Genomic DNA, 24773 nt, shown 5'->3' with positions numbered 1-24773 from the left:
TCCCCACCTGCTGAGAAATGGACATGTCCACGCCCCGCATCGGCCTCATCATCGGCAGCCTGCGCGCCGGTTCGTTCAACCGCCAACTGGCCGGTGCCATGCAGGCACTGGCTGGTGACCGCTTCGTGTTCGACGAGATCGGCATCGCCGACCTGCCGCTATACGACCAGGACGACGATGCCGACTTCCCCGCTGCCGGCGTGCGCTTCAAGCAGCAGATCGAGGCCTGTGACGCATTGCTGTTCATCACCCCGGAATACAACCGGTCCATCCCGGGTGTACTGAAGAATGCCATCGACATCGGCTCGCGACCGGGCGGAAGCAACTCGTTCGGCGGAAAGAGGGCGGGTGTGATCGGCACGTCGCCGGGCGCGCACGGCACGGTGTCGGCGCAGCAGCACCTGCGCAACGTGCTGGCGGCCGTGGACGTCGCGGTGCTGCCGCAGCCCGAGATCGCCATCCAGTACCGCGAGGGCCAGATCGACGCGGACGGCATCGTCACGGACGAACGTCTGCGTCGGCGCCTGCAGTCGTTCCTCGACCGCCTAGAGGCATGGTTGGCCGCGTAGCGTGCGCCATGCGCACGACGCCATGTATCGCAACTGCTCGTGATGTCGTGCGCGTAGCGCACGCTACGGTCGCAGGCGCTCCACGCCGTCGCGCAACCGCTGCAGCGGATGGCGGTCGAGCGGGCGCTCGTCGGCCAGCGTGCGGGCCAGCACGCGCCGGAACGGCGTGAGTCGCCGACCGGCACGCAGGATGGTTTCGCGCACGATACGGGCAGGGGCGCGATCGTCGGTATACAGCTCGACGATCGCGCGCGTCGCCAGGTAGAGCGGGCGTGATCCCCGGCGGTGGCGGCGCTCGTAACGGGCCAGTCCCTCCGCACAACCAAGATCACCATCGCAGCGCAGGGCTTCGCGCGCCATGCCGGCCAGCCGCTCCACGCTGCCGAGCCCGAGATTGAAGCCGTGCGCCGTGACCGGGTGCATGCCTACCGCTGCGTCGCCCACCAGGGCAAAGCGGCGTCCGACGAAGCGGCGTGCGTACACGCCGACCAGCGGATACACGTGCCGGCTGCTCTCCAGCCGCATATGGCCGAGACGATGCCCGTAGCGCTGCTCCATCTCGCGGGCGAAGGCCTCCACGTCAAGCGCAGCGAGTCGCCTGGCGGCGCTGTCGGGCAGGGTGACCACGACGGAGGCCTGGTGCTCCTGCAGCGGCAGCAGAGCAAGCGTCTGGCCATGGCCGAACCACTCCCACGCCACGCCCTGGTGTGGCTGCTCGTGGTGCATGCGGCAGACCAGCATGCTCTTGCCGAAATCGTACTGGTCGGCGCCGATGCCCATCGCGCGGCGCGTCTCGGAGAACCGGCTGTCGGCCGCCACCAGCAGCGGCGCCTCAAGCCGCAGGCCATCGCCCAGCGTCACGCAGGCGTGGTCGTCGGTGGTGCGGACTGCGTGGATGCGCGCGCTGTCGAACAGGTCCAGGCCGGGCAGGTCGCACACGGCCTTCCATGCGGCTTCGCGGATACGGTGATTGGGCACCAGCATGCCCAACTCCGGCGTGCCGGCGAGGCCGGCATCGATGCGCATGTCGTGCATGCAATTGCCCTCCATCACCCGCGCCGCGCGCAATGGCGAGGAGGCATCGTCCGGCAGGTGCTGCCAGATGCCGAGGTCGCGTAGCAGCCGCATCGACGCGTGGGTCAGCGCGATCTCGCGGCCGTCGAACGCGGGTTCGGCGATCGCGGCGCGCGGCTGGCGCTCCACCACGGCGACTTTCAGGTCGAGATCGCACAGGGCCTTGGCCAGGCAGAGACCGGCCGGTCCGGCACCGATGATGATGACGTCATGATGCATGCGCATGCCTTCTGCTCAGGGAGCAGAGCAGTCTAGGTCTGCGTGCATCGGCGTCATTGACGTGGATCAATCGACACGCGGAACGGGCTCAGCGGCGCAGTCCGTCCAGCAGCGGCTGTCGTGCCAGCAGGTGGTCATCCGCCATCAGGTCGGTGCCCGCATGCTCCAGCGGCATCACCGCCAGCAGCACGCTGCCCGCCACGTCGGATGCGACACAGGCGACTTCGCCCACATCGCGCTCGCCTTCGCGCACCGGCGTGCCGTCGGCGACCGTGCCCATGGCCGAGAAGCACTGCAGCGAGCGCTTCGCCTTGCCGAGGAAATGCGTGCGCGCGACGATCTCCTGGCCGGGGTAGCAGCCCTTCTTGACGCTGTAGGCGGACAGGCGGTCGAGCGCGAGTTGCTGAGGTGTCCACTGTTCGCGCTGCGAAGCGGGCAGGCGGGGCAGGCCGTGGCGCAGGTCGGCGACCTGCCAGGCGGCGTGCGACGCGGGATCCTCGGCGACAGCGGGCCCGATCCTCCAGGTACGTGGTCCGCCGTCGCCACCGACGTCGAAGTCGAGCACGCCGTCGGCTTCGTCCAAGGCCGGACCGCGCGCGCGCCCCGGCACGGCGAAGGCGCCGCTGACCGCGATGCCCACCGGCACCTCGATCTTCAACTTTCGTCTAAACACGAACCGCCGCAACGCCTCGACGAACAGGTCGGCGGGATGGTCGGGCAGCACCAGCCAGAGACTGTCGTCCGTCCGCCGGGCCAGCGCGAACACCGCAATCACCCGCCCCTTGGGCGTCAGCCACGCATTCCACTGCCAGTGCCCCGGCGCGAGCGAAACGACATCGTTGGCAAACTGCGCCTGGCCAAACGCCACGGCGTCGCCGCCTTCCAGCACGACCAGGGCGTGGTCGGGCAGGGCGAAAAACGGTGGACTGGTACGGGAAAGGTTGTCAGCCAAGGGGGCGGGGATTAAAATTTTGTGCGTTGCGAGACCGCCATGATAGGTCAAACTCCCCCGATTCCCGACCCCGATCCCGGAACACAGCCGTCCGAACCCACGCCGCCCGCCGCGGGCGAAGGGACCGGAACCGCGGCCGTGCAGAAGGAGATCGGTGGCCGCGACGGGCCCGAGCCCACCCGTTACGGGGATTGGGAAAAGAACGGGCGCTGCATCGATTTCTGAGCAGTGCACGTAAAGCCAACGCGGTCATGACCGCCCAGCCGAGACAACGAGCGCAACGAATGGCGACTCCACAACGTCCGCTTTCCCCCCACCTCCAGGTCTACCGGTGGCAGATCCAGATGGTGACGTCCATCCTGCATCGCGCCACGGGGGTGATCCTCGCCGGCGGCGCCTTGGTGATCACCGCAGGCCTGGTGGCATTGATGATCGGCCCCGATGCCTGGAACTGCGTCACCGGCCTTGCCGGCGCCTGGTACGGCCAGCTGTTCCTGTTCGGCTGGACGTGGGCCTTCGCCTACCACCTGTGCAATGGCATCCGCCACATCGTGCAGGACTTCGCCATCGGCTACCGCATCGCCACGTTCGTGCGCAGCAGCTGGCTGTCGGTGATCGGCAGCCTGGTCATCACCGCCCTGGTGTGGGCGTACGTGCTGCTGGGAGGTGGCGCATGAGCGACTTCCGTACCCCCATCAAGAACGCGCGCGGCCTGGGCTCGGCGAAGACCGGTACCGAGCACTTCGTGCACCAGCGCCTGACCGCCACCGCGCTGGTCGCGCTGACCATCTGGTTCCTGGTGTTCGTGCTGAGCCTGATGGGTGCCGACTACGTCACCGCCACCGCCGCCATCGCCAAGCCGTGGAATGCGATGCTGCTTGTCGGCTTCCTGGTTGCCATGTTCTGGCATGCGCAGCTGGGCCTTCAGGTCATCCTGGAGGACTACATCCACAACTCGCTGCTCGCGCTCGCCGTGCAGACCACCGTCAAGTTCATCGCCGTGCTGGGCGCCATCGTGAGCGTCTTCGCCGTGGCCCGCATCGCGCTGGGGAATTGAGCCGCATGTCCGCTTACAAGATCACCGAACACAAGTACGACATGGTCGTGGTGGGCGCCGGCGGCGCCGGCCTGCGCGCGACCTTCGGCCTGGCCGCCAAGGGCCTGCAGACCGTCTGCCTGACCAAGGTCTTCCCGACCCGCTCGCACACCGTGGCGGCGCAGGGCGGCATTTCCGCCGCGCTCGGCAACATGGGCGAGGACGACTGGCGTTACCACTTCTACGACACCATCAAGGGCTCGGACTGGCTGGGCGACCAGGACGCCATCGAATACATGTGCCGCGAGGCCATCCCGGCCATCATCGAGCTGGAGCACTACGGCGTGCCGTTCTCCCGCACCGAGGAGGGCAAGATCTACCAGCGCCCGTTCGGTGGCATGACCACCAGGTACGGCGAGGGTCCGCCGGCGCAGCGTACCTGCGCGGCCGCCGACCGCACCGGCCACGCCATGCTGCACACGCTGTACCAGCAGTCGCTGGCGCATGACGCGCGCTTCATGGTCGAGTACTTCGCGCTGGACCTGATCTTCGACGAGGAAGGCGCCTGCCGCGGCGTGCTCGCGCTGGACATGGCGACCGGCACGCTGCACCTGTTCCGCGCCCACGGTGTGGTGCTGGCGACGGGCGGCTACGGCCGCGCCTACTTCTCCGCGACCTCGGCCCATACCTGCACAGGCGACGGCGGCGGCATGGTGATGCGCGCCGGCCTGCCGATGCAGGACATGGAGTTCGTGCAGTTCCACCCCACCGGCATCTACGGCGCGGGCTGCCTGATCACCGAGGGCGTGCGCGGCGAGGGCGGCATTCTGCGCAACAGCAACGGCGAGCGCTTCATGGAGCGCTACGCCCCGCACTACAAGGATCTCGCCTCGCGTGACGTGGTCAGCCGCTCGATGACCATCGAGATCCGCGAAGGCCGCGGCGTCGGCGAGCACAAGGACCACATCCTGCTCGACCTGACCCACTTGGGCCCGGACGTCATCAACGAGAAGCTACCCGGCATCGCCGAGAGCGCCCACATCTTCGCCGGCGTGGACGTGGCCAAGCAGCCGATCCCGGTCATCCCGACCGTGCACTACAACATGGGCGGCATCCCGACCAACTACCACGGCGAAGTCGTGCGCAAGGTCGGAGACAACCCGGACGCCGTCGTGCCGGGCCTGTACGCGATCGGCGAAGCCGCCTGCGTATCCGTGCACGGCGCCAACCGCCTCGGTTCCAACTCGCTGCTCGACCTGGTGGTGTTTGGCCGCGCGGTGGCCAACCGCTGCGCCGAGACCATCAAGAGCGGCTCGGCGCACAAGCCGCTCGCCGGCGACGCCTGCGACAAGGCGCTGTCGCACCTGGACAAGCTGCGCAACGCCAACGGCGACACGCCGACCTCGGTGATCCGCGACAACATGCAGCGCACGATGCAGTCCGATGCCGCTGTCTTCCGCACCAGCAAGACGCTGAAGGAAGGCTGCGACAAGATGGCCGACATCTTCTCCAGCTTCCAGGACGTCAAGGTCAGCGACCGCTCGCTGATCTGGAACTCCGACCTGATCGAGACCTACGAGCTGCACAACCTGCTGCTCAGCGCCGTCGCCACCATCAATTCGGCCGAACAGCGCCACGAGAGCCGCGGCGCGCATGCGCACGAGGACTTCCCGGAACGCGACGACGTCAACTGGCAGAAGCACACGCTGGTCAACGTCGCCGACGACGGCACGTGCAGCTTCGATTTCCGCCCTGTGCACATGTACACGCTCAGCAAGGACGTGGATGTGGTGCCGCCCAAGCCACGCGTTTACTGAGCCCGGGAGACCCTGACACATGGCCGAATTTTCACTCCCGAAGAACTCGCGCGTCACCAAGGGCAAGCACTTTCCCGCGAAGGGCGCCAAGCACGTGCGCACCTTCAAGGTGTACCGCTGGAACCCGGACGACGGCGCCAATCCGCGCACCGATACGTACGAGGTCGATCTCGACAAGTGCGGGCCGATGGTCCTGGACGCGCTGATCAAGATCAAGAACGAGATCGATCCCACGCTGACGTTCCGCCGGTCGTGCCGTGAAGGCATCTGCGGCTCGTGCGCGATGAACATCGATGGCACCAACACGCTGGCCTGCACCAAGGCCATCGGCGACTGCGGCAAGGCGGAAGTGCCGATCTATCCGCTGCCGCACATGGACGTGGTCAAGGATCTGGTGCCGGACCTGACCCACTTCTACGCCCAGTACGCGTCGATCAAGCCGTGGATCCGCACGCAGACGCCGGCACCGCCGGACCGCGAGCGCCTGCAGTCGCCGGAAGACCGCAAGAAGCTGGACGGCCTGTACGAGTGCATCTTGTGCGCGTGCTGCTCGACCAGCTGCCCGAGCTACTGGTGGAACGGCGAGCGCTACCTGGGCCCGGCGATCCTGCTGCAGGCCTACCGCTGGATCATCGATTCGCGGGACGAGGACACCGGTGCGCGCCTGGACGATCTGGAAGATCCGTTCAAGCTCTACCGCTGCCACACCATCATGAACTGCGCGCGGACCTGCCCGAAGGGCCTGAACCCGGCGCTGGCGATCGCCGAGATCAAGAAGCTGATGATGGCGCGTCGCGCCTGACCGCATGGGCGACGCACCCGCCACCGCGATCCTCTGGCCCGCCGTGGCGATGGCCGGCCTGACCTTCCTCGTATGGGTCAGGCTGTACCACCTGCGCCTCGGCGAGATGGCGCGCAAGCGCATCGACGCACAGGATCTCGCCAACGCCGCCGACTCGGTGCGCCTGCTGGTCGATACGCGCGCGTCGGACAACTTCCGCAACCTGTTCGAACTGCCGGTGCTGTTCTATGCCGGCGTGCTGCTGGCCGCGCAGATCGGCGTGTCCGATGCCGTATCGCTCGCGCTGGCCTGGGCTTTCGTGGGCTTGCGTGCGGTTCACAGCCTGGTCCATTGCAGCTACAACCATGTCATGACCCGTTTCGTCGCCTATGCGCTGGCGACGCTGGTGCTGATCGCGTTCTGGGTGCGGCTGGCGCTGGCCCTGGCCGCCGCATGAGCGACGATCCCGACCTGAAGCGCATCCGCTGGCGTTGCCGGCGCGGCATGCGCGAACTGGACCAGCTGTTCGGTCGTTATCTCGACCGCCGCTGGGCGACCGAATCCGAGCCGCAGCGCGTGGTTTTCCTACGCCTGCTGGATTGCGAGGACGATAAGCTCTGGCGCTGGTTCATGGGCTACGAGCAGTGTCCCGATGCGGAACTCGCCGCGCTGGTCGAACGGATCCGTCAACTGCCGGCTTGAGTGGCGGCCGTCGCGCCTGCTGCAGGCGCTGCTGATCCTGTTGGGCGTACTGGGCGCGGTCTCGGTGCTGGCGAGCGAGATGCCGCGTCCGTTCGCATGGCCCATCGCCATCGGCGCACTCGCGTACGGCGGCTGGCGCGCGCGAAGGGAAGGGCAGAAGGCCCGCCTCGCGTTCTGGTTTCCCGGCAACGAGCGGGCGCCGACCGTGGATGGCACGGCGATGCACGAGGTCCGCCTGCACTGGCGCGGCCCGCTGGCGTTCCTGCGCTGGCGAGAGCGTGAGGTGGGCCGCTGGCGGTACGTCGCCTGGTGGCCCGATACGCTGCCGGCGCTGCAGCGGCGTGAACTCCGGCTTGCTGCGGGCGAGGGGGGCGCTGGGCGGCACCGGAGGGATCGGGCACCATAGGCCCATGTTCAAACCCATTCCTGTCGCGATCGGCCTGCGCTATCTCCGCGCCAAGCGCCGCAACGGTTTCATCTCCTTCATCTCGCTGGCCTCGGTCGTCGGCATCGCGCTGGGCGTGATGATCCTGATCACCACGCTGTCGGTGATGAGCGGTTTCCAGCGCGAGATCCGCGACCGCCTGCTGCAGGCCACCGCCCATGCCACGGTGATGGGGGCGGGCGAGGCGATGCACGACTGGCCGCACGCCACGAAGATCGCCATGGACGACCCGCGTGTCGCCGGCGCCGCGCCCTTCGTCAACGTGCAGGCCATGCTGACCGGCAACGCCGATCCGCAGGGCGCGCTGGTGACGGGCATCCTGCCGGGTGAAGAGTCGAGGGTGTCCGACATCGGCGACAAGATGAAGGCGGGCAAATTCGATTCGCTGCAGCCCGGCGAGTTCCACATCCTGCTGGGGCAGGAGCTTGCGGCCTGGCTGCGCGTCGGCGTCGGCGACAGCGTCGTCGTCACCGCCGGCGATTTCCAGGGCACGCCGATGGGCGCGATGCCCAAGATCAAGCGCTTCACCGTCAGCGGCATCTTCTCGGTCGGCCACAACGACGTGGACCGCAACCTCGCGCTCGTGCACATGGGCGACCTGCAGCGCGTGCTGCGGATGGGCGAGGGCGTCACCGGCGTGCGCCTGAAGCTGCACGACATGTACCAGTCCTGGGATGTGGCGCGCGACCTGGCACTGCGTTTGCAGGGTCCGTATCGCATCAGCGACTGGACCAGCGAGAACGCCAACCTCTACCACTCGCTGAAGATGGAAAAGACGGTGATGGGCATCCTGCTGTCCTTCATCATCCTGATGGGCGCGTTCTCGCTGGTGAACTCGCAGGTGATGCTGGTCACCGACAAGCAGGCCGACATCGCCATCCTGCGCACGCTGGGCCTGACCCCGCGCGGGGTGATGCAGGTGTTCATGGTGCAGGGCGTGCTGATCGGTGTGATGGGCACCGTGCTCGGCGTGGTCGGCGGCATCCTGCTGACGATCAATCTGCAATACATCCTGGCCGCCATCGAGGCCGTGTTCAAGGTGACGCTGCTGCCGCCGGACGTGTACTACATCACCGGCCTGCCGTATGAACTCAGCGGCAGCGAAGTGGTGCTGATCGCCGCCGTGGCACTGACGATGAGCTTCCTGGCCACGCTGTACCCCGCGTGGCGCGCCGCCCGCACCCAGCCTGCGGAGGCGCTGCGCTATGAATGACACCATCCGTTCCGCCGTGGTCCATGCCGAGGCGCTTGGCAAGACCTATGCCGAAGGCAAGCTGCGCACGCCGGTCTTCGACGGGCTGGAGCTCAACGTGCAGCCCGGCGAGACCGTGGCCATCGTCGGTGCGTCCGGCGCCGGCAAGAGCACGTTGCTGCACCTGCTCGGCGGCCTGGATACGCCGACCTCGGGCGAGGTGTATGTCGCCGGGCAGAAAATGTCGTCGCTGTCCGATGCCGCACGCGGCCAACTGCGCAACCAGGCGCTCGGCTTCGTCTACCAGTTCCATCACCTGCTGCCGGAGTTCACCGCGCTCGAGAACGTCATGATGCCGGTGATGCTGGGCGGAACGGGCGCGGAAGCGGCGTCCGCCAAGGCGAAGGCGTTGCTGGAATCGGTCGGCCTGGGACATCGTCTCGCGCACAAGCCCGGCGAGCTGTCGGGCGGTGAACGCCAGCGCGCCGCGGTGGCGCGTGCGCTGGTCAACCAGCCAGCCTGTGTGCTGGGCGACGAACCCACCGGCAATCTGGACGAAAAGACGGCGGCGACGGTGTTCGACCTGATGCTCGAACTCAACCGGGCGCAGAAGACCAGCCTGGTGCTGGTGACCCACGACCGCCGCCTGGCGCGCCGGCTGGACCGCGTGCTGGAGCTGCACGAAGGCAAGCTGCGCGAACTGGCACACGACGCAGTGTGAACCCGGGCGGCGCGCTGATGCGCCGAGCCCGGATGCTTTCCATCAACCTGCATGCGCTGTTGCAGGGCCAGCCGTGCGTACGCAGTACGGCGCGTCAAACCGCTTGCGGCCATTGCAGTCCGTACGGCAGCGAGCGCGGACCGAACAGGTAGTGCAGTACCCGGCGCCTGCTGGCCCCTCGCGCCTTGGACGATGCGTGAAGCAGCAGCGGGCGCATCGCCACGATCGAGCCGCGCGGGGGCAGGGCAGTCGATCACGCCACGATCTTCCCTCACTGCGGAGATTTCGTCGGGGCCGATCCGTCCCAGCCGATGCGAACCCGGGACGACACGCAAAGGACCATCGTCCTCGCCACATGCGTCCAGATGCAGGCGGATCGCCACCAGTTGCCAAAGCAATTCGACCGGCGGCTGCACATGCAGGATACCTTCCTTCGTCGACCAGCCTGACAGTTCCGGCCGGTCGATCCGGGACCTGACCGGAATGCCGAGGTCCTGATGGATCGCCACCAGCCAGTTGGTAGCGGTCGACTTCTCGAAGCAGGTGCACTGGACCGCCACATGGTCGGTCGGGACGAGGGCGGCCACCTCGGGGTGGAGGCGCAGGCGCTTCGCGAGATCGGCGCACCATGTTTCCCCGAGCAGATGCCGGCGTCCCGGATCGCCGTGGCAGCTCACGGGAAGCATCAGGCGATCGCACGCCGCGTCATCCAGCACGCCGGGCACTATCGTGAAGCCGTTCTCGTGGAAGTTTCGATACGACATGCGCGCTGCCCGATGGCGTGAAGGGGTGGCGGATGGGTGGCTGTACGTCCGCTTGCGGGCAATGACGTGGCATGTTCCAGCCGGATCGAACAGGCGTCAATCAGGGTTTTCCCAGGCGTAGCGCCCGCCATTCCCGATAGCGCGGACTTCCACCGCCGTCGAGTCTGGCTTGGTTGTCGGCAAGGAGCGCGAGGGCGATGGAACGTCGGTCGACGGATACGGCAGTCGGTGCCGGGTGGCGTGCGATGAAGTCCGAAGCGCTGCCGCCATTGGGTGTGGCATGCGTCACCGCATCGCTGGCCGGCATGATGATCATGCTGTGGCAGTCGGCGCTGCCGGCGCGAATCCTGCTTTGGCTCTTGCTGGCCGCCGGGTTGGCCGGGTGGTGGATGCCCTCCCGCTGGCGCTGGATCGGTGCGCTGCTGGCCGGAGCGGCGTGGGCGGCGCTGCATGCCACATGGAGCATGCACGCGCAGTTGCCGGTGGCATGGGAAGGGCGCGAGGCGAAGGTGATCGGGACGGTAATAGGACTGCCCGAGCCGCAGGCGAGACGCACGCGCTTCCTGTTCCGTGTCGATGATGGCGCCGGACAACCCGCGCCGTTGCAGGGACGGCTGCTGCGACTGAGCTGGTACGACGATTTCGACGCGACCGGGATTGGGCCGAGGAAACACCTGGGAGCCGGCGAACGCTGGCAGCTGCATCTCCGCCTGCGAGCGCCCCGCGGACTTGCCAACCCCGGCGGCGTGGACACGGAGCGCTACGCGGCGGCGCAGCGCATCAGCGCGATGGGCTACGTGCGTGATGCGGCTGGCGCCCGGCGGTTGGCGGAAGGCCACGGGATCGATGCATGGCGCGGCCGGATGTCGACGCGCATCGCCGCGGTGGTCCCCGATCGCCATGCGCGCTTCGTGCAGGCGCTCGCGCTGGGCGATACGCGCGGACTCGATGACCACGACTGGCAGACACTGCGCGCGACCGGGCTGACGCACCTGATCGCAATTTCCGGCTTTCATGTCGGCATGGTCGCCGGCGCGTGTGCGCTTGGGGTGGCGGGACTGTGGTGGACGATTCCGCTACTGGCGCGTCGTGTGCCGCGACCGCAGGCGGCAGGTGCGGCGGCGCTGCTGGGCGCATTTGCGTACGCGGCAGCAGCGGGGTTCGCCCTGCCGACGGTGCGCACGGTGCTGATGATCGCGGTCGTGGTGCTGGCACGCGTGGCGCGACGCCATGTCCGCATCGCCGACACGCTCGCGCTGGCGATGCTGGCCGTGCTCGTGTTCGACCCCCTGTCGCTGCTCGCTGCGGGTTTCTGGCTGAGCTTTGGCGGCGTGGCATGGCTGGCATGGTGCCTGCCGGCATCGCTGCACTGGGCGAAGGCCTTCCTGCCTGCGCAGGGTGTTGCTACCGTCGGACTGCTGCCATTGACCGCCGTGCTGTTCAGCCAAGCATCGCTGGCCGGTCCGCTGGCGAACCTGGTGGCGATCCCGTGGTGGAGCCTGGTGATCGTGCCCTTGTCGCTGCTCGGCACCGGACTGGAGACGTTGCAACCCGGAATGGGCGCCTGGGCGTGGCGAGCGGCCGCTGCCTGCTTTGCGCCGAGCTGGCAGATGTTCGGACAGGTCGCGGAGCACCGGTATGCCCTGTGGTGGCTGCCCGAGAGTCCGACGTGGGCGCTGTGGCTGGCACTGGCGGGCGGCTTCTGGTTGCTGCTGCCCCGCGGCGTGCCGGGCAAGTCGCTGGCGCTGCTGCTGTGGTTGCCGCTGCTGTGGCCCGATCGGGAGCGCCCGCGCGAGGGCGAGGTGGAACTGGTGGTGATCGACGTGGGGCAGGGCCTGTCCGCACTGGTCCGCACCGCCCACCACGCGCTGCTGTTCGATGCGGGGCCTGCCGTGGAAGAGGGCTTCGATGCGGGGGAACGTGCGGTGGTGCCGACGCTGCGTGCGCTTGGTGTATCGCGCCTGGACGCGCTGGTGGTCAGCCATGGCGACAATGATCACGCCGGTGGTGTCGATGCGGTCCGCGACAGCCTGCCGGTGCGCACGGTGCTGGCGCCGCCGGGCAGTCCCGTGGATGCGCGGGCCGCGTGCATCGCAGGTGCCGCGTGGATGTGGGACGGCGTGCGCTTCCGTTTCCTGCATCCCGGCCTGCATTTTCCGTATCTGGGCAATGAAGCGAGCTGCGTGCTGAAAGTGGAGACGCCGCAGGGAGGCATCCTGTTGCCGGGCGACATCGGCGCCATCGTCGAACGCGGGCTCGTCCACCGTGATGCGGAGGCCCTGCGGGCCGAGGTGGTCGTGCTGCCGCACCACGGCAGTGCCGGGTCCTCGGATCCGGCGTTCATCGCGGCCACCTCGCCCCGGCTGGTGCTGAATGCCAGCGGCGCGGGCAATCGTTTCGGGCATCCGCGGGCCGAGGTCGTGGCGCGCTGGCGCAGGCGGGGTGCGGAGGTCGTGGATACCCAGTCCGGCGGGGCGTTGCGCGTCTGGCTGGGTGCGGACGGCCTGCAACTGCGTGAACGGCGTCACGACCGCGCGCACTGGTGGGACGCCGTGCGGCGCCAGCAGGCCGGTGGGCTATCCTATCGGCTGGAAGAAGGACGGCCCGATGCGCCGGAGGACTGAACGTGCTGGAACTGGTGAAGGCCGGCGGTTGGCCGATGATCCCGCTGCTGCTGCTCGGCGTGCTGGCCCTGGCCATCGTGGTGGAACGTTTCTGGTCGCTGCGCCGCAAGGAGATCCTGCCGCCCGGACTGGGCGAGGAAGTCCGCGCCTGGGCCGGTCGTGGCCAGCTGGAGCCGGCCCATATCGAGTCGCTGCGCCGCAACTCGCCGCTGGGTGAACTGCTGGCGGCCGCGCTGGACGTCCGCAACAAGCCACGCGACCAGATCCGCGAGCGCATCGAGGACACCGGTCGCCATGTGGTCCACCGCATGGAGAAGTTCCTCAACGCGCTGGGCAGCATCGCCTCGGCCGGCCCGCTGCTGGGCCTGCTCGGTACCGTGGTCGGCATGATCCAGATGTTCCTGGGCATCCAGGACAGCGGCGTCGGCGACGTCAACGCGCTCGCGGGCGGTATCGGCAAGGCGCTGGTCTGCGCAGCCGCCGGCATGATCGTGGCCATCCCGGCGCTGCTGTTCCACCGCTATTTCCGCGGCAAGGTCACCGGCTACGTGATGGAGATGGAGAAGGAAGCCACCGCGCTGGTCGACGCGCTGGAGGCCCGCCATCGTCCGGTCGTGCGTCCGTCCGGCGTGGTCGCGCCGGCAGCGGCGCCGACGAACGCCTGAGGCCGGCGCATGCGCATCCGCGACGACCGTTCGCAGGAAGAACCCGAGATCAACCTGGTGCCGTTGATCGACGTGATCCTGGTGCTGATCATCTTCTTCGTCATCACCACCACGTTCGACGCCCGTTCGATGCTGCAGTTGCAGCTGCCCAGCGCGGCCGGCGAACCGGTGGCCGCGCAGGTGAAGGCGCTGAGCGTGCTGGTGAATGCCGACGGGCGCTACTTCGTCGACGAGCACGAAGTGCTCCGTCCCGACATCGACGCCCTGAAACAGACCCTGCAGCAGGTCGCCGGCAGCGACCGCAGCCGGCCGGTGCTGCTGCGCGCCGACGCGCGCACGCCGCACCAGGCGGTGGTGACCGCGCTGGATGCGCTGGGCCAGCTGGGCTTCCGCAAGGTCAACATCGCCACCGCGCCCGAGGCGCAGAAGTGAGCGGAACGGAATCGCCTTGGCAGGTCTACAAGCGCCTGCTCCGCTTCGCGAAGCCATATCGCGGTTTTCTGGCGCTGGCGGCACTGGGTGCGTTGCTGGAGGCCGCCGCCGGCAGCGGCTTCCTGGTGCTGATGAGCCCGATCACCAACAACCTGGTGACGCCGCAGGACATCAACCAGTGGATGCCGCTGGCGATCATCGGACTGTTCGTCGTCCGCGGCGTGGCGGGTTACATCACCGACATGAGCATGGGCAAAGCCGCCCGCAGTATTTCGCGCGACCTGCGCGTGAAGGTGCTGGGCAAGTACCTGCGGATGCCGGGCCAGCGCTTCGACAGCGAGCCGGTGCCCTCGATGCTGGTGCGGCTCGGGTCCGACAGCGACCAGGTGGCGCAGGCCGCGATCGATGCGATGAAGGTCGTCGTGCAGCAGTCGCTGCAGGTGATCGGTGCGCTCGGCGTGATGCTCTGGTACAGCTGGCAGGTGACGTTGACCATCCTGGTGCTGGCACCGCCGCTGGCGTGGGTGATGGACAAGGTGGCCAAGCGCTACCGCCGCATCAGCCACCGCATCCAGGAAAGCGCGGGACACATGCTGCAGGCGGCGGACCAGACCCTGTCCAACCAGCAGGAGGTCAAGGTGTACGGCGCGCAGCCGGTGGAACTGTCGCGCTACACATCGCTGGCCGACACCAATCTCAGCCTGTCGATGAAGGTGGAATCCACGCGCGCCATTTCGTCGGCCACGGTGCAGCTGATGGGCGCCACCGGCCTGGCGGCGCTGCTTTTCATCGCGGGCCGCGAGGCGATGGCGGGCCGGCTGACGGCCGGCGACTTCGTGTCGTTGATGACGTCGATGATGGCGATCATCCCGGCGCTGAAGCAGCTGACCAACGTGCAGAACATGACCCAGCGCGGCATCGCATCGGCGCAGCGGCTGTTCTCGGTCCTGGATGCCGAGGACGAGCAGGATGCGGGCACGCGGACGCTGGACCGCGCGAACGGGCTGCTGGAGTTCCGCGACATCACCACACGCTATCCCGGCCAGAGCAGGCCTGCGCTGGATGGCATCAGCTTCACCGCACGTCCCGGCACCGTCACCGCCATCGTTGGCCGGTCGGGCAGCGGCAAGTCGACGCTGATCAAGCTGATCCCGCGCTTCTACGAGGCAGAGTCCGGCAGCATCCTGCTTGATGGCCATCCGCTGCAGGAGTACCGCCTGGCCGACCTGCGCCGGCAGATCGCGTTGGTGGGCCAACAGGTCATGCTGTTCGATGGCACCGTGGCCGCCAACGTCGCTTACGGCGAGTTGCAGGGTGCCGATGCCGCCACCATGGACGACGCCGTACGCGGCGCCAACGCGATGGAGTTCGTCAGCGAGCTGCCGGAGGGCATGCAGGCGCCGATCGGGAACAAGGGCGGTCGCCTGTCCGGCGGCCAGCGCCAGCGCCTGGCGATTGCGCGCGCGATGCTGAAGGACGCACCGATCCTGATCCTCGACGAAGCGACCGCCGCGCTCGACAACGAATCCGAGCGGCTGGTGCAGAACGCACTGCAGAAGCTGATGCCCGACCGCACCACGCTGGTCATCGCGCACCGCCTGTCGACCATCGAGCACGCCGACCAGGTGCTCGTGCTGGACCACGGGCGCCTGGTCGAACAGGGCACGCATGCCGAACTGCTCGCGCAGGGTGGCCTGTACGCCCATCTGTACCAGATGCAGTTCCGCGAAGGTGATGCAGGGTGAGTCATCGTTCGATGCCTCAGCCTCCGGATTACTGGTTCAGCGATCGGCCGGTGCCGATCCGGGCGCGTGCGCTCGCTGCCGTCTATGGCGGACTGATCGCGCTGCGCGTGCGCCTTTACCGCATCGGCCTGCTGCGCAGACATCGCGTCGGCGTGCCGGTCATCGTTGTGGGCAACATCACCGCCGGCGGGACCGGCAAGACGCCGCTGACCATCGCGCTGGTGCAGCGCCTGCGCGCCGCCGGCTTCAAGCCGGGCGTGGCCAGCCGGGGCTATGGCCGCAGCGGGGAGGGCCAGGCGCGCTGGGTGGACGCGGCGACGCCGCCCGCCGACGGAGGCGACGAGCCCGTGCTGATCGCCCGCCACACCGGCATCCGCGTGCGCGTGGATCGCGACCGCGTCGCCGCGGCGAAAGCATTGGTGGCCGCCGGTTGCGACGTGGTGGTCTGCGATGACGGACTCCAGCACTACCGGCTGCAGCGCGATGTCGAGATCGAGGTGATCGACGGTGCGCGCCGTTACGGGAACGGCCGCCTGATGCCGGCTGGTCCGTTGCGCGAGCCTGCGGCGCGCGCGGCGGCCTGCGATTTCCGCGTGGTCAACCTGCCGGAGGCCGACAGCACGGCCGGCTTCGGCGAATGGCCCATGCACCTGCGGGCCGACGATGCGCTGCCGTTGCGTGGTGGCCGGCCGAAGCCGCTGTCGGCCTTCGCGGGCCAGCGCGTGCATGCGGTGGCCGGCATCGGCAATCCCGGTCGCTTCTTCGGCATGCTGCGCAATCATGGGTTGGGCGTGGTGCCGCATGCATTCGCGGACCACCACGACTACCGGGCCGAGGATTTCGAGTTCGGCAGCGAACTGCCCGTGCTGATGACCGAAAAGGACGCGGTGAAGTGCACCGTGTTCGCCAACGCCTGGTTCTACAGCGTGCCGGTCGCGGCGAAACTGCCGGAAGCGTTCTGGATCGCCCTGCTGGAGAAACTCGGGCCTTCCGCAAACACCGTTGCGAAGTAGCGCTCACCTTCCCATCAAGATCCGGATTCCGATGACCGATTTCATCGTTGCCATTCCCGCCCGTTACGCCGCCTCCCGCCTGCCGGGCAAACCCCTGCGGCTGCTCGGTGGCACGCCACTGGTGGTGCATGTCGCCCGGCGCGCGCTGGCAGCCGGCGCCCGCGAAGTATGGGTCGCGACCGACGACGCCCGTATCCGCGATGCCTTGCGGGGCACCGAAGTGCAGGTGGCGATGACCTCCGAGAAGCACGCATCGGGCAGTGATCGCCTGGCCGAATGTGCCGATATCGCCGGCTGGGCCGACGACGCGCTGGTGGTGAACCTGCAGGGCGACGAACCGTTCGCGCCGCCGGCCGGTATACGCACTGTCGCCGAGACGCTGGCCGCCAGCCAGGCCGAGATGGCGACGCTGGCGATTCCGGTCGACGACGCGGCGACGCTGTTCGATCCCAATGCCGTGAAACTCGTATGTGCGGCCAACGGCGATGCGCTGTACTTCAGCCGTGCGCCGATCCCGTGGCACCGCGACGCGTTTGCGCAGTCGCGCGACGCGTTGCCGCCCGGGCAGTGGTTGCGGCATATCGGCATCTATGCCTACCGCGCCGGGTTCCTGCGCCGTTTCTCCACCCTGCCGCCGGGGCGGCTGGAACAGGTCGAGTCGCTGGAGCAGTTGCGGGTGCTGGAAGCCGGCCGTCGCATCGCCGTGGCACTGACGCCCGAGCCCTTCCCGCCGGGCGTCGACACACCGGAGGACCTGGCGCGCGCCGAGGCGATCCTGCAGGCGCAGGCGTGAACCTGCTGGTCGTCTGCCTGGGCAATATCTGTCGTTCGCCGATGGCGGAAGGGGCGCTGCGTGCACGCTTGGCCTCGTCGTCGCTGGCCGGCCGGGTGCAGGTCGATTCGGCTGGCACCGGCAACTGGCATGCAGGCGAGCCGCCCGACCGCCGCGCGATCGCGTGCGCACGCGGGCATGGCGTGGATATCGCCGGGCAGCGGGCCCGTCAGCTGTCGGCAGCGGACTTTGCCCATTTCGACTGGATCCTCTGCGCCGACCGCGCCAATCTGCGCGACGTCCAGCGCCTCGCGCCACCGGGGCGCCGTGGCCGCGTCGTCCTGCTGCTGGACTGGGCGGGCATCTCGCCGGGCGGCGAGGTGCCGGACCCGTACACGGGCGGTCCGGAGGACTTCCGGCAGGTCTGGCGACTGGTCGATTCGGCCGCACAAGCGGTCGTAGCCCGGCTCGCTGCTGGGTGAGACTGCGGCATAATCAGGGAGGATGACGGACATGACCTTGGCCCCCGAACTGCCGCGCGGCCTGCAATGGCTGAATGCGCCGGCGACCACGCTGCACGAGCAGCGGGGTCGCATCGTTGCGCTCGCGTTCGTCAACAGCGCGTCCGCCTGGTGCGCTCAGCGCCTCAACGATCTGGCGGTACTGCAGGCCCGGTACCTGGGCAGGTTGCAGGCGCTGGCGATCCACGTTCCCCGCTTCGACAGCGAACGCGAGCCGCAGGCGGCACTCAAGCGCTTGCGTCGCCATGGACTGTCGCTGCCGCTGGCGCACGACGCGGACTGGGTCGCCTGGCAGCGTTTCGGGGTCGAGTCGTGGCCGACCGTGCTGCTGATCGACGGCGAGGGCCAGGTACGGCACCGTGCCTTGGGTGCGGAAGGCCTGGCGGACCTGGAGCGGCAGATCGCGCGCCTGTGCGACGGCCTGCATGAACCGCCCGACGACGACCTGCGCGCGTTCCGCGAGATGCATCCGGAACCGCGCATGCCGCTGTGTTTCCCGACCGGGCTGGTCGCCACGCCCGACCGGCTGTTCGTCGCCGACACCGGCCACCACCGGGTGCTGGAGTGCAATCACTTCGGCCGTGTGATCCGCCAGTTCGGCATGGGGACGCCGGACTTCGCCGATGGCGAACTGAACCATTGCGCCTTCCGCCGTCCGCAGGGCCTGGCGCTGGTGCGCGAGTCGCTCTACGTGGCGGACACCGGCAACCACGCCCTGCGGCGCATCAATCTGCCCACCAGTTCGGTGGATACGCTGTGCGGCAACGGGCGGGCGGGCGAGCCCACCGAGGGCGTGGTGACCGCACCACGCGACGTGGCACTCCACCAGCCGCAGGCGCTGGTGGTCAACAACAACCAGATCTTCGTGGCGATGGCGGGCGACAACCGGATCTGGAGCTACGACCTGGGCACCCGCGAAATCCGCTCGCGCGCCGGCTCGGGTCAGCTCGATGTCCGCGACGGCAGTGGTCCGATGGCCGCATTCGCGCAGCCGGCCAGCCTGGCTACGACGCTGCAGATGCTGTACGTCTGCGACGCCGTCGGTTCGGCCGTGCGTTCGCTGCAGGTGCGCGGCGACACCGTACAGACCCTGCTGGGGCAGGGGGCATGGAGCTTCGGTGATGCCGACGGTCCACGCGACCGCGCACAGTTGCAGCATCCGCAGGCGCTGGCGCTGAGTCCGGATTCGCCGGTCATGTGGATCGCCGACACCGGCAACGGCATGCTGCGCACGCTGCGGCTTGGCGGCGGAGACCTGGCCACCGTCGCATTGCCGCGCAAGCTGCACGGTCCCGCCGGCCTGTCCGTGGCCGCGGGCGCGGTCTGGATCGCCGAGACCGATGCGCACGCGGTGCTGCGCTACGATATCGCCACCGGCGAGCTGAGCCACGTTCCGATCGACGAATGAGCGGTAGTCCCCAGGCGGAATTCGACGGCAAGGCTTTCGCGGCTGCGCTGAGCACCGCGCCGGGCGTGTACCGCATGTACGCGGCCGATGACGCCCTGCTGTACGTCGGCAAGGCCGGTGCGCTGCGCAAGCGCGTGGCCAGCTACTTCACCAGTTCGCCCAAGTCGCCGCGCATCCTGTCGATGCTGTCGCAGGTCGCGCGGATGGACGTGACCGTCACCCGCACCGAAGCCGAAGCGCTGCTGCTGGAAAACCAGCTGATCAAGTCGCTGACGCCGCGCTACAACGTGCTGCTGCGCGACGACAAGAGCTATCCCTACGTGTTGCTCACGCGCGAGGAGTGGCCGCGGATCGCGTTCCATCGCGGCGCGCGGGCATTGCCGGGCCGTTATTTCGGTCCGTATCCCGGTGCCGGCGCCGTGCGCGAGACGCTGAACCTGATGCAGAAGCTGTTCCGCATCCGCAATTGCGAGGACAGCGTGTTCCGCAATCGCTCGCGGCCCTGCCTGCAGTACCAGATCGGTCGTTGCAGCGCCCCCTGCGTCGGCCTGGTGGCGGATGCGGACTACACGGAAGCGGTGCGGCGCGCGACGCTGTTCCTGGATGGCCGTAGCGACGAACTGACGCGCGAGCTGGGCACCGCTATGGAGCAGGCCAGCGCGAACCTGGAGTTCGAGCAGGCCGCGCGGTTGCGCGACCTGGTGGCGTCCATCCGCAGCCTGCAGGCGCGTCAGTACGTGGACGGCCATGCCGCCGACCTCGATGTACTGGCGTGTGCGATGCAGGGCAGCCAGGCCTGCGTGCTGCTGCTCGCCTTCCGCGATGGCCGCAACCTGGGCACGCGCACCTTCTTCCCGAAGACCAATGGCGAGGATTCCGCCGACGAGGTCCTCGGCGCCTTCGTGTCGCAGTACTACGCCGAACAGCCGTCGCCGCAGGAAATCGTCCTCGATCGCGAAATCCCTGACGCCGAGCTGATCGAACATGCATTGTCGGCCGCCGCGGGGCGCAGGGTGCAGCTGAAATGGAACGTCCGCAGCGAGCGCGCGGGCTACCTCGACCTGGCCAGGCGCAATGCCGAGATCGCGCTGGTCACCGAACTCGGCAGCCGCAACGCGCAGACCGCACGCAGCGAAGCGCTGAAGGAACTGCTGGGCCTGCCGGAGGTGGCCAGGCGGATCGAGTGCTTCGACATCAGCCACACCATGGGCGAAGCGACCGTGGCGTCCTGCGTCGTGTTCGATGCCAACGGCGCCGTGCGTTCGCAGTACCGTCGCTACAACATCAGCGGGATCACGCCGGGCGACGACTTCGCCGCCATGCACCAGGCCATCGAGCGTCGTTTCCGGCGCGCGGTGGAAGAGGGTGGCGTGCTGCCCGACGTGTTGCTGATCGATGGCGGCGCGGGCCAACTGGCGCAGGCGCAGGCCGCGCTCGCGGATCTGGGTGTGGACGGCGTGACCCTGGTCGGCGTGGCCAAGGGCGTCGAACGACGGGCCGGGCACGAGACGCTGGTACTGCCCGACGGTCGCGAACTGCGCCCAGGCGCAGCGTCGCCGGCGCTGCAACTGATCCAGCAGGTGCGCGACGAAGCGCATCGGTTCGCCATCACCGGCCATCGCGGCAAGCGGCAGAAGGTGCGCATGACCAGCAAGCTGGAGGATATCCCCGGCATCGGTCCGCGCCGGCGCGCGAGCCTGCTGAAGCATTTCGGCGGACTGGCCGGTCTGAAGGCCGCCGGGGCCGACGAGATCGCCCGCGTCGACGGGGTGAACGCCGCACTGGCCGAGCGAATCTACGCTAACCTGCACGGGCTGCCGTCCCCCGAGGCAGGAAAAGAGTAAGCCTGCGATGAAGTTGACCGTCCCCACCTGGCTCACGTTGCTGCGGATCGTGCTGATCCCGGTCCTCGTGCTGGTGTTCTACCTGCCGTACACGTGGACCAATTTCGCGGCGGCCTTCATCTTCGTGCTGGCAGCCGTCACCGACTGGCTGGACGGCTGGATCGCGCGCCGCTACCACCTGTATTCCGCGTTCGGCGCGTTCCTCGATCCCGTGGCCGACAAGTTGATGGTCGCGGTGTCGCTGTTCCTGATCGTGCAGGGTCATCCGACGTTGTGGATGGCGGTATGGGCGGCGGTCATCGTCGGACGCGAGATCGCGGTCTCCGCCTTGCGCGAATGGATGGCGGAGCTGGGGCAGCGCGCGACCGTCAAGGTGGCGCTGGTCGGCAAGATCAAGACGGTGGCGCAGATGGTCGCGCTTTCCTGCCTGCTCTATTCGATCAATCCCCGTCCGGTGCTGGAGGGGCGTTTTCCCCTGCGCCCGGGTGCGGATGTGTGGATGGGCGTGCCCGTGTTCCATATCGGCGAGTGGTTGTTGGCGATCGCTGCACTGCTGACGCTGTGGTCGGGCATCCAGTACCTGCTCGCGGCGTGGCCCATCCTGCGCGCTGGCGAGAAGAAGCCTGTTGACATGCCAAAACAAGACGCTACAATTTCGTCTCTCTCGACGCGGGAATAGCTCAGTTGGTAGAGCACGACCTTGCCAAGGTCGGGGTCGAGGGTTCGAGTCCCTTTTCCCGCTCCAGTTTTTCGTCCTGAGAGGGACGGTCCACAAAACCCCGTTCGCGGGGTTTTGTGTTGTAGGGCGCCTTGAAAACGCGCCCGGATTGCGCCAGTCTGGCGCCGTGGCCACCGCGCGGTGGCGGCGTGAATGTAGCGTTTGGCCTCGTGGCAGAGTGGTGATGCACCGGATTGCAAATCCGTTTACAGCGGTTCGATTCCGCTCGAGGCCTCCACAGTAGAACCGGCGATGCGCGCATCGTCCACGCGGGAATAGCTCAGTTGGTAGAGCACGACCTTGCCAAGGTCGGGGTCGAGGGTTCGAGTCCCTTTTCCCGCTCCATACACGCTCCTTGCGAGCATGCACGAAGCCCCGCTTGCGGGGCTTCGTCGTTTCCGCATGGAGGATGGCGCCGCTTTCCAATGGCCCACGACTGAGGCAGGCTATCCCCGTGCCCGGATGGCGAAACTGGTAGACGCATCGGACTTAAAATCCGCCGGCCGCAAGGCCATGCCGGTTCGATTCCGGCTCCGGGCACCATCGCGGCGCTGCCTCAACGCCGCTTCTTCTCTTCCTCGCGCACCTTGCGTCGCACGAACAACGCGACGAAGACGCTGATCCCCACCATGAGGATGCTGCCGCCGATGGCCAGCCAGCCGACCGGTTCCAGCAGGATCTCGCGCAGGATCGGATGCATGTCGTGTTCTCCCGGTTGTGGTGGCGCCAACGTCGCACCGCGCCCGGTGTCAGGCATTGATCCGGATCAACCAGCAGCATCGCTGGAGGGACGCCGCGGCCTGCCGTCGCAGGGCTTGGCATAGAATCGGGCCTAGCCCACGGGAGACTGCCGGATGCAGCGTTACCTAGCCTATGCACTCTGCATCATGTCGGCGCTGGCGTCGCTGGTGCTCGCGCTGACGTGGCCGACCGCATGGTGGGGCGTCGCGCTGTTCGGCACGCTGGCGCTGTTGGGCACCTGGGATGTACTGCAGACGCGCAGCACGCTGCGGCGCAACTATCCGGTGCTGGCGCATTTCCGCTACGGGCTGGAGTCCGTCGGCCCCGAGATCCGCCAGTACTTCATCGAAGGCGATACCGCGGAAGTCCCGTTCTCGCGCCAGCAGCGTGCGCTGGTCTACCAGCGTGCGAAAGGCGTCAGCGACGTGGTGCCGTTCGGCAGCCAGCAGGACGTGTATGGCGTGGATTACGAGTGGATCAACCATTCGATGGCGCCCGCCAGCGTGGATTCGCACGATTTTCGCGTGGTGATCGGCGCGGAGACCGCGCAGCCGTATTCGGCCAGTGTGTTCAACATCTCGGCAATGAGCTTCGGGTCATTGTCTGCGAACGCGGTGCGCGCACTGAACGAGGGCGCGCGGCGCGGCAACTTCTACCACGACACCGGCGAGGGTTCCATCTCGCCCTACCATCGCGAGAAGGGCGGGGATCTGGTGTGGGAAATCGGCTCGGGCTACTTCGGTTGCCGCGACGAGCAGGGCCGTTTCAGCGAGGAGCGCTTCATCGAGAACGCGCACTCACCGCAGGTGAAGATGATCGAGCTGAAGCTGTCGCAGGGCGCCAAGCCCGGTCACGGCGGTGTGCTGCCGGCCGCCAAGGTCAGTGCGGAGATCTCGGCCACGCGCGGTGTGCCGATGGGGCACGACTGCGTGTCGCCGGCGAAGCATTCCGCGTTCTCCACGCCGGTCGAACTGCTGAAGTTCGTCGCCCGCCTTCGGGAGTTGTCGGGCGGCAAGCCGACCGGCTTCAAGCTGGCGATCGGGCATCCGTGGGAATGGTTCGGCATCGCCAAGGCGATGCACGAAACCGGGTTGCTGCCGGACTTCATCGTGGTGGACGGCGCCGAGGGCGGAACGGGCGCGGCGCCGGCCGAGTTCATCGACCACGTCGGTGTGCCGATGCACGAGGCGCTGCTGCTGGTCCACAACACGCTGGTCGGCCTAAACCTGCGCGACCGCATCCGGATCGGAGCGGCCGGCAGGATCATCAGCGCCTTCGACGTCGCGCGCACCATGGCGATGGGCGCCGACTGGTGCAATGCCGCGCGCGGCTTCATGTTCGCGCTGGGCTGCATCCAGTCGCAGAGCTGCCACAACGACCGCTGCCCGACCGGCGTCGCCACCCAGGACCCGACGCGCTGGAAGCACCTGGACGTGCCCGACAAGTCGGTACGCGTGCAGCAGTTCCACGACAACACGCTCAAGGCGCTGCGCGACATGCTGTGCGCGGCCGGGCTGGAACATCCCCAGCAACTGGGCCCGGAGCATATCCTGCGGCGCGTGTCGCCGATTGAGGTGCGTTCGTTGTCGGCCCTGTACAAGTTCCTGGAGCCCGGCGAGCTGCTGGACCGGGTGCCGTCGCATGCGGTGTTCCGCGACTTCTGGCCGGAGGCGCGCAGCGACGGTTTCGCACCGCCGCGCCGGGTCAGCGCCCTGTGCGATACCAAGGACCGCTGACCGGTGGACGCGTTGACCCGGCCCGCGGTCCGCGGCTATCATTCGCGCCCCGATGATTTCGGGCGGTTAGCTCAGCGGTAGAGCACTGCTTTCACACGGCAGGGGTCACAAGTTCGAAACTTGTACCGCCCACCAGTTCCAGCGAAAAGCCCGGCCTTGGCCGGGCTTTTTCGTATCCGCAAGCCGGTCTCCACGATGGTCCCGCGCCGCCATCCTGGCCGCGGTCCGCGCGAGGGCGCTCACGGACCCATAAGTGCTTGTTTCTCGGGCTGAAACGGTCGG

General features: G+C 68.0%; 25 protein-coding genes, 5 tRNA genes and 1 pseudogene. 27 read left to right on the top strand and 4 right to left on the bottom strand.

What is annotated here, in order from left to right; all coding sequences use genetic code 11:
- Nucleotides 1-23: 23 nt before the first annotated feature.
- On the top strand, nt 24-569 hold the full coding sequence (locus AC04MD_RS16245) for an NADPH-dependent FMN reductase (RefSeq protein ID WP_475498313.1): 546 nt from the start codon (nt 24-26) through the stop codon (nt 567-569).
- Nucleotides 570-632: 63 nt separating this feature from the next.
- On the opposite strand, the gene ubiM is transcribed toward AC04MD_RS16245, so the two are convergent.
- Both ubiM and ygfZ read right to left on the bottom strand, forming a co-directional pair.
- The gene (ubiM, locus tag AC04MD_RS16240; protein WP_475498546.1) at nt 633-1862 is read right to left on the bottom strand and encodes a 5-demethoxyubiquinol-8 5-hydroxylase UbiM; all 1230 of its coding nucleotides are present in this window, start codon (nt 1860-1862) and stop codon (nt 633-635) included.
- Nucleotides 1863-1950: 88 nt separating this feature from the next.
- Nucleotides 1951-2814: a CAF17-like 4Fe-4S cluster assembly/insertion protein YgfZ gene (ygfZ, locus tag AC04MD_RS16235; RefSeq protein WP_475498312.1), complete on the bottom strand. Its 864-nt coding sequence runs from the start codon at nt 2812-2814 to the stop codon at nt 1951-1953.
- A gap of 39 nt (nt 2815-2853) precedes the next feature.
- On the opposite strand from ygfZ, the gene AC04MD_RS16230 reads away from it, so the two are divergent.
- Genes AC04MD_RS16230 through lolD form a run of 10 tightly spaced genes read left to right on the top strand, consistent with a single transcriptional unit; the run spans nt 2854 to nt 9508 of the window.
- Nucleotides 2854-3039, top strand: a complete 186-nt coding sequence (locus AC04MD_RS16230; protein ID WP_475498311.1) for a DUF1674 domain-containing protein — start codon at nt 2854-2856, stop codon at nt 3037-3039.
- A 59-nt stretch (nt 3040-3098) separates the two neighbouring features.
- Nucleotides 3099-3491, top strand: coding sequence for a succinate dehydrogenase, cytochrome b556 subunit (sdhC, locus tag AC04MD_RS16225; protein ID WP_313928803.1), 393 nt, complete (start codon nt 3099-3101; stop codon nt 3489-3491).
- The gene (sdhD, locus tag AC04MD_RS16220) at nt 3488-3871 is read left to right on the top strand and encodes a succinate dehydrogenase, hydrophobic membrane anchor protein (protein ID WP_162336459.1); all 384 of its coding nucleotides are present in this window, start codon (nt 3488-3490) and stop codon (nt 3869-3871) included. The genes sdhC and sdhD overlap by 4 nt, the downstream gene beginning before the upstream one ends.
- Before the next feature lie 5 nt (nt 3872-3876).
- On the top strand, nt 3877-5667 hold the full coding sequence (gene sdhA, locus AC04MD_RS16215; protein ID WP_475498310.1) for a succinate dehydrogenase flavoprotein subunit: 1791 nt from the start codon (nt 3877-3879) through the stop codon (nt 5665-5667).
- Between the two features lie 19 nt (nt 5668-5686).
- Complete coding sequence (locus tag AC04MD_RS16210; protein ID WP_475498309.1) at nt 5687-6469, top strand: succinate dehydrogenase iron-sulfur subunit; 783 nt, start codon at nt 5687-5689, stop codon at nt 6467-6469.
- A 4-nt stretch (nt 6470-6473) separates the two neighbouring features.
- A complete protein-coding gene (locus AC04MD_RS16205; RefSeq protein ID WP_475498308.1) occupies nt 6474-6905 on the top strand; it encodes an MAPEG family protein in 432 nt (143 codons plus the stop codon).
- The gene (locus AC04MD_RS16200; RefSeq protein WP_475498307.1) at nt 6902-7150 is read left to right on the top strand and encodes an FAD assembly factor SdhE; all 249 of its coding nucleotides are present in this window, start codon (nt 6902-6904) and stop codon (nt 7148-7150) included. The genes AC04MD_RS16205 and AC04MD_RS16200 overlap by 4 nt, the downstream gene beginning before the upstream one ends.
- On the top strand, nt 7101-7556 hold the full coding sequence (locus tag AC04MD_RS16195) for a hypothetical protein (RefSeq protein WP_475498306.1): 456 nt from the start codon (nt 7101-7103) through the stop codon (nt 7554-7556). Before AC04MD_RS16200 ends, AC04MD_RS16195 begins: the two co-directional genes overlap by 50 nt.
- 4 nt (nt 7557-7560) lie before the next feature.
- The gene (locus AC04MD_RS16190; protein WP_475498305.1) at nt 7561-8808 is read left to right on the top strand and encodes a lipoprotein-releasing ABC transporter permease subunit; all 1248 of its coding nucleotides are present in this window, start codon (nt 7561-7563) and stop codon (nt 8806-8808) included.
- Complete coding sequence (lolD, locus tag AC04MD_RS16185; RefSeq protein ID WP_475498304.1) at nt 8801-9508, top strand: lipoprotein-releasing ABC transporter ATP-binding protein LolD; 708 nt, start codon at nt 8801-8803, stop codon at nt 9506-9508. The genes AC04MD_RS16190 and lolD overlap by 8 nt, the downstream gene beginning before the upstream one ends.
- A gap of 359 nt (nt 9509-9867) precedes the next feature.
- On the opposite strand, the pseudogene AC04MD_RS16180 reads toward lolD, so the two are convergent.
- Nucleotides 9868-10272 (bottom strand): annotated as a pseudogene (locus AC04MD_RS16180) (phytanoyl-CoA dioxygenase family protein); the annotation flags it as partial.
- Nucleotides 10273-10469: 197 nt separating this feature from the next.
- On the opposite strand from AC04MD_RS16180, the gene AC04MD_RS16175 reads away from it, so the two are divergent.
- The 14 genes from AC04MD_RS16175 to AC04MD_RS16110 all read left to right on the top strand — a co-directional run bounded on the left by AC04MD_RS16175 (nt 10470) and on the right by AC04MD_RS16110 (nt 22557).
- The gene (locus tag AC04MD_RS16175; protein WP_475498303.1) at nt 10470-12896 is read left to right on the top strand and encodes a DNA internalization-related competence protein ComEC/Rec2; all 2427 of its coding nucleotides are present in this window, start codon (nt 10470-10472) and stop codon (nt 12894-12896) included.
- Between the two features lie 2 nt (nt 12897-12898).
- Nucleotides 12899-13561 (top strand): MotA/TolQ/ExbB proton channel family protein, encoded by a 663-nt coding sequence (locus AC04MD_RS16170; protein WP_475498302.1) that lies wholly within the window; start codon nt 12899-12901, stop codon nt 13559-13561.
- A 9-nt stretch (nt 13562-13570) separates the two neighbouring features.
- Entirely contained in the window at nt 13571-13993 is a 423-nt protein-coding gene (locus tag AC04MD_RS16165) for an ExbD/TolR family protein (RefSeq protein WP_162337229.1), read from the top strand.
- Entirely contained in the window at nt 13990-15738 is a 1749-nt protein-coding gene (msbA, locus tag AC04MD_RS16160; protein ID WP_475498301.1) for a lipid A export permease/ATP-binding protein MsbA, read from the top strand. Before AC04MD_RS16165 ends, msbA begins: the two co-directional genes overlap by 4 nt.
- Before the next feature lie 11 nt (nt 15739-15749).
- Nucleotides 15750-16751: a tetraacyldisaccharide 4'-kinase gene (gene lpxK / locus AC04MD_RS16155; protein WP_475498300.1), complete on the top strand. Its 1002-nt coding sequence runs from the start codon at nt 15750-15752 to the stop codon at nt 16749-16751.
- Nucleotides 16752-16782: 31 nt separating this feature from the next.
- Complete coding sequence (kdsB, locus tag AC04MD_RS16150; RefSeq protein ID WP_475498299.1) at nt 16783-17544, top strand: 3-deoxy-manno-octulosonate cytidylyltransferase; 762 nt, start codon at nt 16783-16785, stop codon at nt 17542-17544.
- On the top strand, nt 17541-18005 hold the full coding sequence (locus AC04MD_RS16145; RefSeq protein ID WP_475498298.1) for a low molecular weight protein-tyrosine-phosphatase: 465 nt from the start codon (nt 17541-17543) through the stop codon (nt 18003-18005). The genes kdsB and AC04MD_RS16145 overlap by 4 nt, the downstream gene beginning before the upstream one ends.
- A 31-nt stretch (nt 18006-18036) precedes the next feature.
- Nucleotides 18037-19452: a hypothetical protein gene (locus AC04MD_RS16140; RefSeq protein ID WP_475498297.1), complete on the top strand. Its 1416-nt coding sequence runs from the start codon at nt 18037-18039 to the stop codon at nt 19450-19452.
- Complete coding sequence (gene uvrC / locus AC04MD_RS16135) at nt 19449-21296, top strand: excinuclease ABC subunit UvrC (protein ID WP_475498296.1); 1848 nt, start codon at nt 19449-19451, stop codon at nt 21294-21296. The genes AC04MD_RS16140 and uvrC overlap by 4 nt, the downstream gene beginning before the upstream one ends.
- A gap of 7 nt (nt 21297-21303) precedes the next feature.
- Nucleotides 21304-21975, top strand: a complete 672-nt coding sequence (pgsA, locus tag AC04MD_RS16130; RefSeq protein WP_475498295.1) for a CDP-diacylglycerol--glycerol-3-phosphate 3-phosphatidyltransferase — start codon at nt 21304-21306, stop codon at nt 21973-21975.
- Nucleotides 21966-22041, top strand: a tRNA-Gly gene (locus AC04MD_RS16125). Before pgsA ends, AC04MD_RS16125 begins: the two co-directional genes overlap by 10 nt.
- A 137-nt stretch (nt 22042-22178) precedes the next feature.
- Nucleotides 22179-22252 (top strand) — tRNA-Cys (locus AC04MD_RS16120).
- A 31-nt stretch (nt 22253-22283) separates the two neighbouring features.
- Nucleotides 22284-22359: transfer RNA gene (locus tag AC04MD_RS16115), tRNA-Gly, on the top strand.
- Nucleotides 22360-22470: 111 nt separating this feature from the next.
- A tRNA-Leu gene (locus AC04MD_RS16110) sits at nt 22471-22557 on the top strand.
- A 13-nt stretch (nt 22558-22570) separates the two neighbouring features.
- Here the strand turns inward: AC04MD_RS16110 and AC04MD_RS16105 are convergent.
- Complete coding sequence (locus AC04MD_RS16105; RefSeq protein WP_475498294.1) at nt 22571-22714, bottom strand: hypothetical protein; 144 nt, start codon at nt 22712-22714, stop codon at nt 22571-22573.
- A gap of 154 nt (nt 22715-22868) precedes the next feature.
- On the opposite strand from AC04MD_RS16105, the gene AC04MD_RS16100 reads away from it, so the two are divergent.
- Nucleotides 22869-24491 (top strand): FMN-binding glutamate synthase family protein, encoded by a 1623-nt coding sequence (locus AC04MD_RS16100; RefSeq protein WP_475498293.1) that lies wholly within the window; start codon nt 22869-22871, stop codon nt 24489-24491.
- 60 nt (nt 24492-24551) lie between these two features.
- Nucleotides 24552-24626 (top strand) — tRNA-Val (locus tag AC04MD_RS16095).
- Nucleotides 24627-24773: the final 147 nt, after the last annotated feature.

The organism is Pseudoxanthomonas sp. LjRoot206, from assembly GCF_056175725.1.
The sequence above is the reverse complement of the archived record's forward strand: the minus strand, read 5'-3'. Positions and strand labels throughout refer to the sequence as shown.

Coding starts and splice junctions, on each gene's coding strand:
- AC04MD_RS16245 (WP_475498313.1), top strand. CDS start 24: ATGTCCACGCCCCGCATCGGCCTCATCATCGGCAGCCTGCGCGCCGGT.
- ubiM (WP_475498546.1), bottom strand. CDS start 1,862: ATGCATCATGACGTCATCATCATCGGTGCCGGACCGGCCGGTCTCTGC.
- AC04MD_RS16230 (WP_475498311.1), top strand. CDS start 2,854: ATGATAGGTCAAACTCCCCCGATTCCCGACCCCGATCCCGGAACACAG.
- sdhC (WP_313928803.1), top strand. CDS start 3,099: ATGGCGACTCCACAACGTCCGCTTTCCCCCCACCTCCAGGTCTACCGG.
- sdhD (WP_162336459.1), top strand. CDS start 3,488: ATGAGCGACTTCCGTACCCCCATCAAGAACGCGCGCGGCCTGGGCTCG.
- sdhA (WP_475498310.1), top strand. CDS start 3,877: ATGTCCGCTTACAAGATCACCGAACACAAGTACGACATGGTCGTGGTG.
- AC04MD_RS16210 (WP_475498309.1), top strand. CDS start 5,687: ATGGCCGAATTTTCACTCCCGAAGAACTCGCGCGTCACCAAGGGCAAG.
- AC04MD_RS16205 (WP_475498308.1), top strand. CDS start 6,474: ATGGGCGACGCACCCGCCACCGCGATCCTCTGGCCCGCCGTGGCGATG.
- AC04MD_RS16200 (WP_475498307.1), top strand. CDS start 6,902: ATGAGCGACGATCCCGACCTGAAGCGCATCCGCTGGCGTTGCCGGCGC.
- AC04MD_RS16195 (WP_475498306.1), top strand. CDS start 7,101: ATGCGGAACTCGCCGCGCTGGTCGAACGGATCCGTCAACTGCCGGCTT.
- AC04MD_RS16190 (WP_475498305.1), top strand. CDS start 7,561: ATGTTCAAACCCATTCCTGTCGCGATCGGCCTGCGCTATCTCCGCGCC.
- lolD (WP_475498304.1), top strand. CDS start 8,801: ATGAATGACACCATCCGTTCCGCCGTGGTCCATGCCGAGGCGCTTGGC.
- AC04MD_RS16175 (WP_475498303.1), top strand. CDS start 10,470: ATGGAACGTCGGTCGACGGATACGGCAGTCGGTGCCGGGTGGCGTGCG.
- AC04MD_RS16165 (WP_162337229.1), top strand. CDS start 13,571: ATGCGCATCCGCGACGACCGTTCGCAGGAAGAACCCGAGATCAACCTG.
- lpxK (WP_475498300.1), top strand. CDS start 15,750: ATGCCTCAGCCTCCGGATTACTGGTTCAGCGATCGGCCGGTGCCGATC.
- kdsB (WP_475498299.1), top strand. CDS start 16,783: ATGACCGATTTCATCGTTGCCATTCCCGCCCGTTACGCCGCCTCCCGC.
- AC04MD_RS16140 (WP_475498297.1), top strand. CDS start 18,037: ATGACCTTGGCCCCCGAACTGCCGCGCGGCCTGCAATGGCTGAATGCG.
- uvrC (WP_475498296.1), top strand. CDS start 19,449: ATGAGCGGTAGTCCCCAGGCGGAATTCGACGGCAAGGCTTTCGCGGCT.
- pgsA (WP_475498295.1), top strand. CDS start 21,304: ATGAAGTTGACCGTCCCCACCTGGCTCACGTTGCTGCGGATCGTGCTG.
- AC04MD_RS16105 (WP_475498294.1), bottom strand. CDS start 22,714: ATGCATCCGATCCTGCGCGAGATCCTGCTGGAACCGGTCGGCTGGCTG.
- AC04MD_RS16100 (WP_475498293.1), top strand. CDS start 22,869: ATGCAGCGTTACCTAGCCTATGCACTCTGCATCATGTCGGCGCTGGCG.